Raw genomic sequence first — 16,431 nt, 5'->3', positions numbered from 1 at the left:
GGCCACGGAGGCTATCATGTTGAGCATTTTTAAACCCGCCGCGCACAAAGCGCGAGTGCCGGAAGCGCAGGTAGATCCGCTTTATCGTCGCTTGCGTTGGCAAATTTTCCTGGGAATTTTCTTCGGCTATGCCGCGTACTATCTGGTTCGTAAGAACTTTGCCCTGGCAATGCCTTACCTCGTCGAACAAGGGTTTTCCCGCGGCGATCTCGGCTTTGCGCTGTCAGGGATCTCAATCGCTTATGGATTTTCGAAATTCATCATGGGGTCAGTGTCGGACCGTTCGAATCCGCGCATTTTCTTACCGGCAGGGCTGATTCTTGCCGCTGCGGTGATGCTGGTGATGGGCTTTGTGCCCTGGGCAACCTCCAGCATTATGATCATGTTCGTTTTGCTGTTCCTGTGCGGCTGGTTCCAGGGCATGGGGTGGCCGCCGTGTGGTCGTACCATGGTGCACTGGTGGTCGCAGAAGGAGCGTGGCGGTATCGTGTCGGTGTGGAACTGCGCGCATAACGTCGGGGGCGGGATCCCACCGCTGCTGTTCCTGCTTGGGATGGCGTGGTTTAACGACTGGCGTGCGGCGCTGTATATGCCTGCTTTTGGCGCCATCATCGTGGCGTTGTTCGCCTTTGCGATGATGCGTGATACGCCGCAATCCTGCGGCCTGCCGCCGATTGAAGAGTATAAAAACGACTACCCGGATGACTATAGCGAGAAGCACGAAGAAGAGCTGACCGCGAAGCAAATCTTCATGCAGTATGTGCTGCCGAACAAACTGCTGTGGTACATCGCAGTCGCTAACGTGTTCGTTTATCTGCTGCGTTACGGCATTCTCGACTGGTCGCCGACCTATCTGAAAGAAGTGAAACACTTTGCGCTGGATAAATCGTCATGGGCTTATTTCCTCTATGAATATGCAGGGATCCCGGGGACGCTGATCTGCGGTTGGATGTCGGACAAAGTGTTTAAAGGCAACCGTGGTGCAACAGGCGTGTTCTTCATGACGCTGGTGACCATTGCGACTATCGTTTACTGGATGAACCCGGCGGGCAACCCGACCGTCGATATGATTTGTATGATTGTCATCGGTTTCCTGATTTACGGTCCGGTCATGCTGATTGGTCTGCATGCGCTTGAACTGGCACCGAAAAAAGCCGCCGGGACGGCAGCCGGGTTTACCGGGCTGTTTGGCTACCTGGGGGGCTCGGTTGCGGCCAGCGCCATCGTCGGTTACACCGTTGACTTCTTCGGCTGGGATGCGGGCTTCTATGTGATGATCGGCGGCAGCGTTCTGGCAGTTCTGCTGTTAATCGTCGTGATGTTTGGCGAAAAACGTCACCATCAGGAACTGCTGGCGAAACGCGGCGAATAAGGAGATTCCATGAAAACCTCTCTACGTTTATTAAATGTCGGTCTGCTGTTAGCGGGTGCGGTAAGCAGCTTCACGGCAATGGCGGCGGATGCGATTGTTATCGCGCACCGCGGTGCCAGCGGCTATCTGCCCGAACATACACTGCCGGCGAAGGCGATGGCCTACGCGCAGGGTGCGGATTATCTCGAGCAGGATCTGGTCATGACGAAAGATGACCGTCTGGTGGTGCTGCATGACCACTATCTGGATCGTGTCACCGATGTTGCCGAACGTTTTCCGAATTGCGCCCGTAAGGACGGGCGTTATTACGCCATCGACTTTACGCTCGATGAAATCAAATCCCTGAAGTTTACCGAAGGGTTTGATTTTGAAAACGGTAAGAAAGTGCAGACTTTCCCGGGCCGTTTCCCGATGGGAAAATCGGATTTCCGTGTGCATACCTTTGAAGAAGAGATTGAGTTTGTTCAGGGGCTGAACCATTCCACTGGCAAAAACATCGGTATCTATCCGGAAATCAAAGCACCGTGGTTCCACCATCAGGAAGGCAAAGATATTGCGGCGACCACGCTGGAGGTGCTGAAAAAGTACGGCTACACCAGCAAGAACGACAACGTTTATCTGCAGTCTTTTGACGCCGACGAACTGAAACGCATCAAAAACGAGCTTGAGCCGAAAATGGGCATGAACCTGAAACTGGTGCAGCTCATCGCCTATACCGACTGGAACGAAACGCAGCAAAAACAGCCGGACGGCAAATGGATTAACTACAGCTACGACTGGATGTTCAAGCCAGGTGCGATGCAGCAGATTGCAACGTACGCGGACGGCATTGGCCCGGACTACCACATGCTGGTGGCGGAAGGGTCAACGGCAGGGAATGTGAAACTGACGGAGATGGCGAAAGACGCGCACGCCAGCAAGATGCAGGTGCATCCGTACACCGTGCGGGCGGACCAGTTGCCGGATTACGCCACCAACGTGAACCAGTTGTATGACGTGCTGTACAACCAGGCGAAGGTGGATGGTCTGTTCACCGACTTCCCGGACAAAGCGGTACAGTTTCTGAAAGATAAGCACTAAAAAAGCCGGGTGGCGGCTGCGCCTTACCCGGCCTACGAACTGCGGTTTTGTAGGTCGGGTAAGCGAAGCGCCACCCGACACAATCACATCTCAATCNTTGCCCGGCTAACAACCGGCAGCGGCAGGAGCCGCAGTAGCCTTCACGACACTGGTATTCCACCTCAACCCGGTGCGATTCCAGCGTCGCCAGCAGCGAAGGATGCTCATCCTGACACACCAGTTGCGTGCCGGAGCGGCTCAGGGTAATGCGGCTCATCAGAGCTGGAAGCTGCTCAGATCGTCAGTATCAACTTCAGAGTCAATCTGACCGACCAGATATGAACTGACTTCCACTTCCTGCGGTGCCACCTGTACGTTATCAGACACCAGCCAGGTGTTGATCCACGGAATCGGGTTAGAACGCGTCTGGAACGGCAGATCCAGCCCGACCGCCTGCATACGAATGTTGGTGATGTACTCAACGTACTGACACAGAATGTCTTTGTTCAGGCCAATCATTGAGCCGTCACGGAACAGGTAGTCTGCCCACTCTTTTTCCTGCTGCGCCGCTTCCACGAACAGGTTATAGCTCTCCTGTTTACACTCTTCAGCGATATCCGCCATTTCCGGGTCATCCGTGCCGGAACGCAGCAGGTTCAGCATGTGCTGCGTGCCGGTCAGGTGCAGCGCTTCGTCGCGGGCAATCAGGCGAATAATCTTGGCGTTGCCTTCCATCAGCTCGCGCTCGGCAAAGGCGAAAGAACAGGCGAAGCTGACATAGAAGCGAATGGCTTCCAGCGCGTTGACGCTCATCAGGCACAGGTACAGCTTTTTCTTCAGCTCGCGCAGATTCACGGTCACGGTTTTCCCGTTCACGGTGTGCGTGCCTTCGCCCAGCAGATGCCAGTAGCTGGTCATTTCGATCAGGTCGTCGTAGTAGCAGGAGATGCCCTCGGCACGCTTTTTGATCTGCTCGTTGGTGACGATGTCATCAAACACAATCGCCGGATCGTTGACGATGTTGCGGATGATATGGGTGTAAGAGCGCGAGTGGATGGTTTCCGAAAACGCCCAGGTTTCTACCCAGGTTTCCAGTTCCGGGATGGAGATCAGCGGCAGCAGCGCCACGTTCGGGCTGCGGCCCTGAATGGAATCGAGCAGGGTCTGATACTTCAGGTTGCTGATAAAAATATGCTTTTCATGTTCCGGCAGCGCCTGATAGTCGATACGGTCGCGCGACACGTCAACCTCTTCCGGACGCCAGAAGAAGGAGAGCTGCTTTTCAATCAGCTTTTCGAAAATGTCATATTTTTGCTGATCGTAGCGAGCCACGTTAACCGGCTGACCAAAGAACATCGGCTCTTTAAGCTGGTCATTTTTCGTCTGTGAAAAAGTGGTGTATGCCATGGGTGTGTCCTGTTGGAATTTTATTGCCCGGCGGCGCTTCGTTTGCCGGGCCTACAAAACCGTAGGCCGGGTAAGCATCGCGCCACCCGGCAAAAGACTTAAATCTTACACGCGCCGCTTTCGCAGCCATCGTCCTGAATGGAGGGTGCCAGATCGTCCTGCGCATCTTCCGCACCGTCGCGGGTGTTCTGATAGTACAGCGTTTTCACGCCAAATTTATAGGCGGTGAGCAGGTCTTTCAGCAACTGCTGCATCGGCACTTTGCCTGACGGGAAACGCGTCGGGTCATAGTTGGTATTGGCAGAGATCGACTGGTCGATGAATTTCTGCATGATACCTACCAGTTGCAGGTAGCCGTCGTTGTTCGGCATTTCCCACAGCAGCTCGTAGTTATTTTTCAGATGCTCATAGTCCGGCACCACCTGGCGCAGAATACCGTCTTTCGACGCCTTGATGCTGACGTGGCCGCGTGGCGGCTCGATGCCGTTAGTCGCGTTCGAGATCTGCGATGAGGTCTCAGACGGCATCAGGGCAGAGAGCGTGGAGTTGCGCAGGCCGTGCGTCTTAATGGACTCGCGCAGCGCTTCCCAGTCGTAATGCAGCGGTTCGTTAGCGATCGCGTCCAGGTCTTTCTTATAGGTGTCGATCGGCAGAATGCCCTGCGAATACGTGGTTTCGTTGAACCACGGGCAAGCGCCTTGCTCAATCGCCAGTTCATTAGAGGCTTTCAGCAGATAGTACTGAATCGCTTCGAACGTTTTGTGCGTCAGGTTGTTGGCGCTGCCGTCGGAATAACGTTTGCCGTTTTTCGCCAGCCAGTAAGCAAAGTTGATCACGCCAATGCCCAGCGTACGACGACCCATTGCGCCGCGTTTTGCCGCAGGAATCGGGTAATCCTGATAGTCGAGCAGGGCATCCAGCGCACGTACCGCCAGAATCGCCAGCTCTTCCAGCTCGTCCAGATTATGAATCGCGCCAAGGTTGAACGCGGACAGCGTACAGAGTGCGATTTCGCCGCTTTCGTCATTCACATCTTCCAGCGGTTTGGTCGGCAGGGCGATTTCCAGACACAGGTTGGACTGGCGCACCGGCGCGACCACCGGGTCGAACGGGCTGTGGGTGTTGCAGTGGTCAACGTTCTGAATGTAGATACGGCCGGTAGAGGCGCGTTCCTGCATCATCAGTGAGAACAGATCGACCGCTTTCACGCGTTGTTTGCGGATGCTGTCGTCTTTCTCGTATTGGGTATACAGACGCTCGAACTCGTCCTGATCGGCGAAGAACGCGTCGTACAGGCCCGGGACGTCGGACGGGCTGAACAGGGTGATCTCTTCCCCTTTCAGCAGACGGGTGTACATCAGCTTGTTGATTTGCACGCCGTAGTCCATGTGACGCACGCGGTTGCCTTCCACGCCACGGTTGTTTTTCAGCACCAGCAGGCTTTCCACTTCCAGATGCCACATCGGGTAGAAGAGGGTGGCCGCACCGCCACGCACGCCGCCCTGCGAGCAGGATTTCACTGCGGTCTGGAAGTGCTTATAGAACGGAATACAGCCAGTGTGGAACGCTTCACCGCCGCGGATTGGGCTGCCCAGCGCACGGATGCGACCGGCGTTGATGCCGATACCGGCGCGTTGGGATACGTATTTCACGATGGCGCTGGAGGTGGCGTTGATGGAGTCCAGACTGTCGCCGCACTCGATCAGCACGCAGGAGCTGAACTGACGGGTCGGGGTTCGCACGCCGGACATGATCGGCGTCGGCAGTGAAATTTTAAAGGTGGACACCGCGTCATAAAAACGCTTCACATAGTCCAGACGCGTTTCGCGCGGATAGTTAGAGAACAGGCAGGCCGCCACCAGAATGTACAGGAACTGCGCGCTCTCGTAGATTTCACCGGTAACGCGGTTCTGAACCAGGTATTTCCCTTCCAGCTGTTTCACTGCGGCGTAAGAGAAGTTCATGTCGCGCCAGTGATCGATAAAACCGTCCATCTGCTGGAACTCTTCGACGGTGTAGTCTTCCAGCAGATGATGGTCGTATTTGCCAAGCTCAACCATCTTCACGATGTGGTCGTACAGCGCTGGCGGCTCAAACTGACCGTAGGCTTTTTTGCGCAGGTGGAAAATCGCCAGGCGCGCCGCAAGGTATTGATAGTCCGGCGCTTCGCGAGAAATCAGGTCCGCAGCGGCTTTGATGATGGTTTCATGAATGTCGGCGGTTTTAATGCCGTCATAAAACTGGATATGTGAACGCAGTTCAACCTGAGAAATCGAGACGTTATTTAGGCCTTCTGCCGCCCAATCCAGTACCCGATGGATTTTATCGAGATTGATGCGTTCAGTACTGCCATCACGCTTTGTCACCAGCAGACTCTGATTCATGTGGTTTCTACCTGTCCGTGAAATGAATAATATCCCCCGTTTATCCACAAAAAGCCTTTGTGACTAACTCTGTGGATAAATACTACATATAGGGGTTCTTTGAATAATTAAACGCTATATGGTGAGTATTCTAGTAAGGATTCTTTTCAGTACAAGAGTTGATTTTGACGTTAAATTGAGGTTGCGAAAGGGTAATAATCGCTAAGTCCTCGCCAGATAAGGGCTGGCGGTGATGTCAATATTTTGCAAAAAAAAATGAAAATTTGATCGAGTGCTGATTTCTTCAACGAGAAGGCAAAATTGCGCAACCGGCGCTGCGCAATTTCTATAAGAAAAACTGATGCCCTTAGTCGAATTTCGCCGTTGTATGCAACATATAGTTAACATCCACACCCGGCGCTAACTTAAAGGCATTAGTGAGCGGGTTGTAATGCAGACCGATGATGTGCTGTTCTTTCAGCGGCGTTTCATCAACCCAGCTTAACAGTTCCGCTGGCTTAATAAATTTCTTCGCATCATGTGTGCCTTTCGGCACCATGCGCATCACATATTCCGCGCCGACGACCGCCATCAGCCACGCTTTGCCGTTGCGGTTGATGGTCGAGAAAAAGACATGGCCGCCCGGTTTCACCAGTTGTGCGCAGGCGCGTACTACCGATTGCGGATCTGGTACGTGTTCCAGCATCTCCATGCAGGTGACGACGTCATAGTGCTGCCCATGCGTAGCGGCGTGCTCTTCGACGGTTTCCTGGACATATTCGACCTCAATGCCGGTTTCCAGCGCGTGCAGGCGCGCGACCTGCAGCGGCTCGGCGCCCATATCCAGCCCGGTGACCGTGGCGCCTTCACGCGCCATGCTCTCCGCCAGAATGCCGCCGCCGCAGCCCACATCCAGCACTTTTTTGCCGAACAGGCCGCCGGAACGTTCGGCGATGTATCCCAGACGCAGCGGGTTGATCCGGTGCAGCGGTTTAAATTCACCATCGAGATCCCACCAGCGTGATGCAACGGCTTCAAATTTGGCGATCTCCTGATGGTCAACGTTGTGTGCGACCGACGATTTTTCGGCATTCATGGGCGCTTCTACTCCTTTTTTATCCTGACCCGTGAGTATATCAGGTGAGGGAGATGAATAAACCGGATTGGTTTACCTCTATCACAACGGCTGTGTTATAATTTGCGACCTTTGAATCCGGGATACAGTAGAGGGAAAGCGGTTAGATGAGCGACCTTGCGAGAGAAATTACACCGGTTAACATCGAGGAAGAGCTGAAGAGCTCTTATCTGGATTATGCGATGTCGGTGATTGTTGGCCGTGCGCTGCCGGACGTCCGAGATGGCCTTAAGCCGGTACACCGTCGCGTGCTTTACGCCATGAACGTATTGGGCAATGACTGGAATAAAGCCTACAAAAAATCTGCCCGTGTCGTGGGTGACGTCATCGGTAAATACCATCCCCACGGTGATTCCGCGGTGTATGACACCATTGTTCGTATGGCGCAGCCGTTTTCGCTGCGTTACATGCTGGTGGATGGACAGGGTAACTTCGGTTCCATCGACGGCGACTCTGCGGCGGCGATGCGTTACACGGAAATCCGTCTGGCGAAAATAGCCCACGAGCTGATGGCCGATCTGGATAAAGAGACGGTCGATTTCGTGGATAACTATGACGGCACGGAACAAATTCCGGACGTCATGCCGACCAAAATCCCTAACCTGCTGGTCAACGGTTCGTCCGGGATCGCCGTCGGGATGGCCACCAACATTCCGCCGCATAACCTGACGGAAGTGATCAACGGCTGCCTGGCGTATATCGAAGATGAAAACATCAGCGTTGAAGGGCTGATGGAGCACATCCCCGGGCCGGACTTCCCCACTGCCGCCATTATCAATGGCCGTCGCGGTATTGAAGAGGCTTATCGTACCGGTCGCGGTAAAATCTACATTCGCGCCCGCGCGGAAGTCGAAACCGACGCCAAATCCGGCCGCGAAACCATCATCGTTCACGAAATTCCGTATCAGGTGAACAAAGCGCGTCTGATTGAAAAAATCGCCGAACTGGTGAAAGACAAACGCGTGGAAGGCATCAGCGCGCTGCGTGACGAGTCTGACAAAGACGGTATGCGCATCGTCATTGAAGTGAAACGCGATGCGGTGGGCGAGGTGGTGCTGAACAACCTCTACTCCCAGACGCAGCTTCAGGTTTCCTTCGGCATCAACATGGTGGCACTGCACCATGGTCAGCCGAAGATCATGAACCTGAAAGAGATCCTCGAAGCGTTTGTTCGTCACCGTCGTGAAGTGGTGACCCGTCGTACCATTTACGAATTACGTAAAGCCCGCGATCGTGCGCATATCCTTGAAGCACTGGCTGTGGCGCTGGCGAACATCGACCCGATTATCGAGCTGATCCGCCGTGCGCCGACCCCGGCCGAAGCGAAAGCGGCGCTGATTGCGCGTCCGTGGGATCTCGGTAACGTGGCGGCGATGCTGGAACGTGCGGGCGATGACGCTGCACGTCCGGAGTGGCTGGAGCCTGAATTCGGCGTGCGCGACGGTCAGTATTACCTGACTGAACAGCAGGCCCAGGCGATTCTGGATCTGCGTCTGCAGAAACTGACCGGCCTTGAGCACGAAAAACTGCTCGACGAGTACAAAGAGCTGCTGGAGCAGATCGCTGAACTGCTGCATATCCTCGGCAGCGCCGATCGCCTGATGGAAGTGATCCGCGAAGAGCTGGAACTGATCCGCGATCAGTTCGGCGACAATCGCCGCACCGAAATCACCGCCAACAGCGCGGATATCAACATTGAAGATCTGATCAACCAGGAAGATGTTGTCGTCACCCTGTCTCACCAGGGCTACGTNNATCAGCCGCTGACGGATTACGAAGCGCAGCGTCGCGGCGGTAAAGGTAAATCTGCCGCGCGTATTAAAGAAGAAGACTTTATCGACCGCCTGCTGGTGGCCAACACCCACGACACGATCCTCTGCTTCTCCAGCCGTGGTCGTCTGTACTGGATGAAGGTCTATCAGTTGCCGGAAGCGAGCCGTGGCGCCCGCGGACGTCCGATCGTTAACCTGCTGCCGCTGGAAGCGAACGAACGTATCACCGCTATCCTGCCGGTGCGCGAGTACGAAGAGGGCGTGAACGTCTTTATGGCCACCGCCAGCGGTACCGTGAAGAAAACCGCGCTGACCGAGTTCAGTCGTCCGCGTTCTGCGGGCATCATCGCCGTTAACCTCAACGAGGGCGACGAGCTGATTGGTGTGGATTTGACCTCCGGTAACGACGAAGTGATGCTGTTCTCTGCCGCCGGTAAAGTGGTGCGCTTTAAAGAGAATGCCGTGCGTGCGATGGGCCGTACCGCCACTGGCGTTCGCGGTATCCGTCTGGCGAACGGCGACAGCGTGGTCTCGCTGATCGTGCCGCGCGGCGAAGGCGCTATTCTGACCGTGACACAAAACGGTTACGGTAAACGTACTGCCGAAACGGAATACCCGACCAAGTCTCGCGGGACACAGGGTGTAATCTCTATCAAAGTCACCGAGCGTAACGGTTCTGTAGTGGGCGCGGTGCAGGTAGACGACTGCGACCAGATCATGATGATCACCGACGCCGGAACGCTGGTGCGTACCCGCGTGTCTGAGATCAGCATTGTTGGCCGTAACACCCAGGGCGTTATCCTCATCCGTACTGCGGAAGACGAAAATGTGGTGGGTCTGCAACGTGTCGCCGAACCGGTGGATGACGAAGAGCTGGATTCCATCGACGGAAGCGTGGCGGAAGGTGATGATGAAATCGCGCCGGAAGCGGACACCGATGACGATGTCGCTGACGATGCTGATGAGTAATCGTCTGTAAAATGCTGCGAAAGGGCCGGTTGATACCGGCCCTTTTTGTTTCGACGTTGCGGGACGTCCGTTTTGCCGCTACCTTAAGCTCATCTTTTTGTACGCAGACGGCCAAACGTTGAAATATCTTGTCTCTTTTCGCACCACTCTGAAAGTTTCCCGCTACCTTTTTCGGGCGCTGGCGTTGCTGCTCTGGCTGCTTATTGCCTTTGTGTCGGTGTTCTATATCGTCAACGCGCTGCACACTAAAGAATCCGAAATCAGACAGGAATTTAACCTCAGTTCCGATCAGGCGCAGCGTTATATCCAGCGCACCGCAGACGTCATGAAAGAGCTGAAATACATCGCCGAAAACCGCCTGACTGGCAACAACAACGTGCCATTGCCGCGCCTTAACGGTCAGGAGGCCGAGGTTCCCGAGTTTGTGCCGCTGTTCTCAGAATCTGATTGTGCCGCAATGGGCAACACCTGGCGCGGTTCGCTGGAATCACTGGCGTGGTTTATGCGCTACTGGCGCGACAACTTCTCTTCTGCCTACGATCTCAACCGCGTTTTCCTGATTGGTAGCGACAACCTTTGCATGGCCAACTTTGGCCTGCGCGATATCCCCATGGAGCGTGATCGGGTGCTGAAAACGCTGCATGAGCGCATTGAGCAGTACCGCAACGCGCCACAGGATGAGCGCGGCAACAATCTGTTCTGGGTGAGCCAGGGGCCGCGTCCGGGTGTGGGGAATTTCTATGCGCTCACGCCGGTTTATCTGGCTAACCGTCTGCAGGCGCTGCTCGGCACCGAGCAGAGCATTCGCATGGAAAACTTCTTCACGCCGGGCAGCCTGCCGATGGGCGTCACGCTGCTCGATGAAAATGGCGAGCCGTTGATCTCGCTCGCAGGGCCGGAAAACAAGCTGAAGGTGGATCCGCACTGGATGCAGGAGCGGTCATGGTTTGGCTATACGTCCGGTTTCCGCGAACTGGTGCTGAAAAAGAGTCTGCCGCCGTCGTCGCTGAGCATTGTCTACTCAGTGCCGGTCGATCAGGTGCTCGAACGCATCCGGATGCTGATCCTCAACGCCGTGCTGCTCAACGTGCTGGTGGGCATTGGTCTGTTCACCCTGGCGCGCATGTATGAACGGCGTATTTTTATTCCGGCGGAAAACGATGCCCAGCGGCTGGAAGAGCATGAGCAGTTCAACCGTAAAATCGTCGCCTCGGCGCCGGTGGGGATCTGTATTTTGCGCACGCAGGATGGCACCAACATCCTCAGTAACGAACTGGCGCATAATTACCTCAACATGCTGACCCATGAGGATCGCCAGAGACTGACGCAAATCATCTGCGGCCAGCAGGTCAATTTCGTGGATGTACTCACCAGCAACAACACCAATCTGCAAATCAGCTTTGTCCATTCGCGCTATCGCAACGAGAACGTGGCGATTTGCGTGCTGGTGGACGTCAGCTCGCGCGTCAAAATGGAGGAGTCGCTGCAGGAGATGGCGCAGGCGGCCGAGCAGGCCAGCCAGTCGAAATCCATGTTCCTCGCGACCGTCAGCCACGAGCTGCGTACGCCGCTGTATGGAATTATCGGTAACCTCGATCTGCTGCAAACCAAAGCGCTGCCGAAAGGGGTGGGGCGGCTGGTGACGGCGATGAACAACTCCTCCAGCCTGCTGCTGAAGATCATCAGCGATATTCTCGACTTCTCGAAAATTGAGTCTGAGCAGTTGAAAATTGAGCCACGGGAGTTTTCGCCGCGCGAAGTGATGAACCATATCACCGCTAACTATCTGCCGCTGGTGGTGCGCAAACAGCTCGGTCTGTACTGCTTTATTGAGCCGGATGTGCCGCAGCAGATGTCGGGCGACCCGATGCGTCTGCAACAGGTGATTTCCAATCTGTTGAGCAACGCCATTAAATTCACCGATGTGGGTTGCATCATTCTGCACGTGCGCTGTGCGGGCGATTATCTGTGCATCAGCGTACGTGACACCGGAGTGGGGATCCCGGCGAAAGAAGTGGTGCGGTTGTTTGACCCGTTCTTCCAGGTCGGCACCGGCGTACAGCGCAACTTCCAGGGCACCGGGCTGGGGCTGGCAATCTGTGAGAAACTCATCAGCATGATGGATGGCGACATTTCTGTGGATACTNGGTGTGAAAACCCTGCCGATGCTGGCGCCGGACGGACTCGAACATAAACACTGCTGGCTGGCGGTGCGTAACGCGTCACTGTATCAGTATCTGGCATCGTTGCTGGCTCACCGCGGGCTGACGGTGAGCCGTTATGAAGGCCAACAGCCGGACGCGGACGATACGNNCACCGATGATGAGCTGGAGCGGCCGTGGCCGGGCCGGGCCGCGGTGATCTTCTGCCGCCGCCATATTGGTATCCCGCTGGAGCGCGCGCCAGGCGAATGGCTACAAAGCGTGGCGTCGCCGCATGAGCTGATCGCGCTGCTTGGCCGCATTTACCGCATTGCCGTCGAAAACCCTGAGTCCACGACCACGCTGCCTTCGGCGGAAACCGCCACTGTTAACGACGACATGATGATCCTCGTGGTGGATGACCATCCAATCAACCGCCGCCTGCTGGCCGATCAGCTGGGATCGCTTGGCTATCAGTGTAAAACGGCGAACGACGGCGTCGACGCCCTCAATGTATTAAGCAAGAACCATATCGATATCGTGCTGAGCGACGTCAACATGCCGAACATGGACGGTTATCGCCTTACGCAACGCATCCGTCAACTGGGGCTGACGCTGCCGGTGGTGGGCGTGACGGCGAACGCGCTGGCGGAAGAGAAACAGCGGTGTATTGAGTCGGGGATGGACAGCTGCCTGTCAAAACCGGTCGTGCTGGATGTGCTGAGACAAACGCTGGCGGTCTATGCCGCGCGAGTCAGAAAGGCGAGGGAGTCGTAAGAAGAGGCCCCCGGCGACAGCGGTCTGCCGGGGTGACCTGAGAGATGTAGCTTATTCTTTATCCGCTGGCGTCAGCGTCACGGATGAAAGATAGTTCAGCAGAGCAATGTCGTTTTCCACACCCAGCTTCATCATCGCCGATTTTTTCTGGCTACTGATGGTTTTGATGCTGCGGTTCAGCTTCTTGGCGATTTCTGTCACCAGGAAACCTTCAGCAAACAGGCGCAGAACTTCGCTCTCTTTCGGAGACAGGCGCTTGTCGCCGTAACCACCGGCGCTGATTTTTTCCAGCAGGCGGGAAACGCTTTCCGGGGTAAATTTTTTCCCTTTCTGCAGTGCCGCCAGTGCTTTCGGTAGATCGGTCGGCGCGCCCTGTTTCAGGACGATACCTTCGATATCCAGATCCAGCACGGCGCTAAGGATAGCCGGGTTGTTGTTCATGGTCAGAACAATAATGGACAGGCCAGGGAAGTGGCGTTTGATGTATTTGATCAACGTAATGCCATCACCGTACTTGTCTCCAGGCATGGAGAGGTCGGTGATCAGCACATGCGCGTCCAGCTTAGGCAGGTTATTGATCAGTGCAGTGGAGTCTTCAAATTCGCCAACAACATTCACCCACTCGATTTGTTCAAGTGACTTGCGAATACCGAACAGTACAATCGGATGGTCATCGGCAATAATTACGTTCATATTGTTCATGTATTAGGCTACCTTGCTACAGCAAGCTCTTGACGTAAACGTCAATGTCGCTGATATATTTCTCTGTTCCTGGAGCATCTTTTTCACGGATCAGATGTTCCAGCGTTTCACATAACTGCTTGCCGGGTACCAGATTTAGCATGGCAAACACACCTTTTAAGCGGTGTGCGGTCTGCGCCAGCGCCGCAAAATCCAACGCTGCCGATTCAGTATACAACCTCCGCACATCATCCGGTACCGTATCGACAAACAGCGCGTAATAGCCGCTGGCGTGGAGTTCGGCGTTTTCACTTGCGCCGCCCGGAGAGGTTTCCACGATCTCATCCTGAGCCAGTTGCTCTTCGATAAGTTGTAGTACAGCTTCCTGCATGGCATTACTCATATTAAAGTTTACGCGCAACTGGCCAGGGCCGATTTTGCGAATGCCAGCCTCATCATCGCTTAAAAGCAAGCCAGAGGCAGTAAGATTAGACGGATTATCAGTTAAAAAGAGATCATAATCTTGACTTACGAGTCGCTCGTCGGGCGAGATACAGGTCGCCCCCCAGTTTTCGAGCTGCCGTACCACAATCGTCCGGATTTCGTTCGAGGTGATATCGGTCATCACCACGACGTCATCCAGCAGGCGCTCTTCTGATTCCGCATCCTGAGCTCGTGGCGCCATTTTAACATGTACAGAATAGCGGGTACCGAGAGTTTCTCTGGATTTTATGTTCAAATGCCCGCCCAGCTTGCGCGCCAGCTGATCGCACAGCCAGAAGGTCAGCGCGTTCGCTTTCCCGTAGCGATCAGACTGCGTGTCATTCAGGAACGGAAAGTGCAGGTTATCAATTTCGCTATTGCTGATCCCATCGCCGGTATCAAGGATCCTGAAGGTCAGCCTGTCTTCTGCTGATTCATCGGCATTCACTTCAAGCGTAATTTTGCCAATCTGCGTGGTGGTAACCGCATACTGAATGAGCAGCAACAGGATCCGGCGCAGTGCGTCGCGATCGCCATGGCGCTGCTCGTTGGCGGGCAGCGCATTGTTGATCAACAACTGCAACCCTTTGCGTTTGATCACCGGTAACACTTCCGGCACCACTTCATCAATCAGATCCTGAATCGTGAACAGCGTCGCGTTGCCTTTCCAGCTGTCATTTTCCAGCATGTTGGCAAGCTGGATCTCATCCACCAGGCGAACCAGCCCGTCCGCGCGGTTTGNAGCCGCCGCGTCTGCCGCCAGCGTGCGTACCGGCTGCTTCAGCGCTTCACCAATATTCTGCATAAAAGTAGCGCGACCCTGCTGGTTTTTCTCGTACAGACGCTGCGCCTGCTTAAGCTTTTTATTCACCAGCACTTCACGGTCCTGATCGCGAATAATGAAAATCTGCGTGCGTGGCGCGACCTGGCTGCGGAACTGGCGAATTTCATACAGTTCGTTGTTTACCGTCGCCTGAATGACGCCCTGATGCTGATCGGCCATGCTGGTGATGTTTTGCAGATTCAGGTGCGGCAGCAGGTTGCCCGCCACTGGCGTGGTGGCATCACTCTGACGGCCCGGCTGGTGGCGGAAGGTGGTATAGCCGAACAGTGCCAGCGCCAGTAAGCCAATATTGAGCAGCAGCGGTAAGAGGATGTTTTGCAGCGTGTCCAGCAGCAGAGTACCGAACGGTACCTGCCATACCAGACGCATGCCGGTGGTGTTCACTGAGGACGAAATCTCAATGCGTGAACTGTTGAAGTTAATGCTTACGCTGTCGGCGGCTTCTTTATCCAGGTTGCGTGACGCGGCAGTTTGCGTCAGATCCTGCTCCAGACGGAAGCTGTCCAGCGCCATGCCCGGCGGAATGAGATCGTTAATCGGCAGATCAAACGCCACGACCGTCGCCAGGTGGCCGGGCTGGTTAAAGGTTGTGCGCAACGTAAAGTAATGGCCGTTCTGCCACGCCAGGCGGCGCAGCGACGAGAAGGTTTCGCGCTCGTCCAGCGTATTGGCCTGCTGCAACATCTCAGCACGGCGGGAGTCGACAATGTTACCGATGGTGGATTCTTTAAAGCCGGACGAGAGATCTTTCAGCGGCAGTGTGGAAATCAGGATCAGGCTGTTGTCCTGACCGTTCAGATAATACATCGACCACGGTACCGTCTCCGCGCCCCACAGCGTATCCAGATAACTGGACATCTTTTGCGTGATGTCCAGGGTGGCGCTGTCATGGGAACCAAAAATCAGCGCTTCGGTTTTACGGCGGGGTTTTTCCAGATAGTAGACATCCTGCTTAAGACGCGTTTCCTGTAACCCGTCACCGGATGAGGAGGGGGCTCCGGCCGCAATGTTGTCGTAGATCTGCCAGGTAGCGTAGCGCCAGGTGTCGATGCGCTTATGCAGCGCATGGGTGACATCAACAATCTGATAGCTCCTGTCCTTCAGCCAGGCGTTGACGGCGCTCTGAATCATGACACCCATCGTCACCAGCAGGACGATGATCATTAATAGAAAGAAACGCGTGATGCTGCCTGGTATCAAGGAGAATTTGTTCGGGATCATCGTGTCGGAGTGACTCATTATTGTGTGTAACCCATTATGGCAACGGTGCCATAAGCTGTCAGAGCCTGTGGCAAAAGCGTTCTCGCCGGGCAATGTCCTGCTGGCAGTATAAAGGCTGTTACGCCAATTTCCAGACTCGCAGGACAATCCAGCGTATTTTTTAACATCCTTTCCGACCCATTTCTGATGACCGTGTCAGAACGGCAA

Annotated in this window: 8 protein-coding genes and 2 pseudogenes; 4 read left to right on the top strand and 6 right to left on the bottom strand. The window is 55.0% G+C overall.

Annotated features, from left to right (window positions below):
• Positions 1-16: 16 nt before the first annotated feature.
• Together glpT and glpQ are read left to right on the top strand one after the other, a co-directional pair.
• A complete protein-coding gene (gene glpT / locus GM30_RS06275; RefSeq protein WP_049847924.1) occupies positions 17-1,372 on the top strand; it encodes a glycerol-3-phosphate transporter in 1,356 nt (451 codons plus the stop codon).
• Between the two features lie 9 nt (positions 1,373-1,381).
• A complete protein-coding gene (gene glpQ / locus GM30_RS06270; protein WP_049847923.1) occupies positions 1,382-2,452 on the top strand; it encodes a glycerophosphodiester phosphodiesterase in 1,071 nt (356 codons plus the stop codon).
• Positions 2,453-2,549: 97 nt separating this feature from the next.
• On the opposite strand, the pseudogene GM30_RS23905 reads toward glpQ, so the two are convergent.
• The 4 genes and pseudogenes from GM30_RS23905 to ubiG form a co-directional block, all read right to left on the bottom strand.
• A pseudogene (locus GM30_RS23905) lies at positions 2,550-2,708 on the bottom strand (2Fe-2S iron-sulfur cluster-binding protein); the annotation flags it as partial.
• Positions 2,708-3,838, bottom strand: coding sequence for a class Ia ribonucleoside-diphosphate reductase subunit beta (nrdB, locus tag GM30_RS06265; RefSeq protein ID WP_049847922.1), 1,131 nt, complete (start codon positions 3,836-3,838; stop codon positions 2,708-2,710). The gene nrdB and the pseudogene GM30_RS23905, both read right to left, overlap by 1 nt.
• Positions 3,839-3,936: 98 nt before the next feature.
• A complete protein-coding gene (gene nrdA, locus GM30_RS06260) occupies positions 3,937-6,222 on the bottom strand; it encodes a class 1a ribonucleoside-diphosphate reductase subunit alpha (RefSeq protein ID WP_049847921.1) in 2,286 nt (761 codons plus the stop codon).
• Between the two features lie 346 nt (positions 6,223-6,568).
• Complete coding sequence (ubiG, locus tag GM30_RS06255) at positions 6,569-7,297, bottom strand: bifunctional 2-polyprenyl-6-hydroxyphenol methylase/3-demethylubiquinol 3-O-methyltransferase UbiG (protein WP_049847920.1); 729 nt, start codon at positions 7,295-7,297, stop codon at positions 6,569-6,571.
• 146 nt (positions 7,298-7,443) lie between these two features.
• On the opposite strand from ubiG, the gene gyrA reads away from it, so the two are divergent.
• The gene (gyrA, locus tag GM30_RS06250; RefSeq protein ID WP_049847919.1) at positions 7,444-10,077 is read left to right on the top strand and encodes a DNA topoisomerase (ATP-hydrolyzing) subunit A; all 2,634 of its coding nucleotides are present in this window, start codon (positions 7,444-7,446) and stop codon (positions 10,075-10,077) included.
• A gap of 118 nt (positions 10,078-10,195) precedes the next feature.
• Positions 10,196-12,995 (top strand): annotated as a pseudogene (rcsC, locus tag GM30_RS06245) (two-component system sensor histidine kinase RcsC).
• A 51-nt stretch (positions 12,996-13,046) separates the two neighbouring features.
• On the opposite strand, the gene rcsB reads toward rcsC, so the two are convergent.
• Together rcsB and rcsD are read right to left on the bottom strand one after the other, a co-directional pair.
• Complete coding sequence (rcsB, locus tag GM30_RS06240; RefSeq protein WP_038156553.1) at positions 13,047-13,697, bottom strand: response regulator transcription factor RcsB; 651 nt, start codon at positions 13,695-13,697, stop codon at positions 13,047-13,049.
• A 16-nt stretch (positions 13,698-13,713) separates the two neighbouring features.
• A complete protein-coding gene (gene rcsD, locus GM30_RS06235; protein ID WP_080993390.1) occupies positions 13,714-16,242 on the bottom strand; it encodes a phosphotransferase RcsD in 2,529 nt (842 codons plus the stop codon).
• Positions 16,243-16,431 lie beyond the last annotated feature (189 nt).

This window comes from Trabulsiella odontotermitis (genome assembly GCF_001188485.1).
Classification (GTDB): domain Bacteria; phylum Pseudomonadota; class Gammaproteobacteria; order Enterobacterales; family Enterobacteriaceae; genus Trabulsiella; species Trabulsiella odontotermitis_A.
This window is presented reverse-complemented; position numbering and strand designations above follow the sequence as displayed.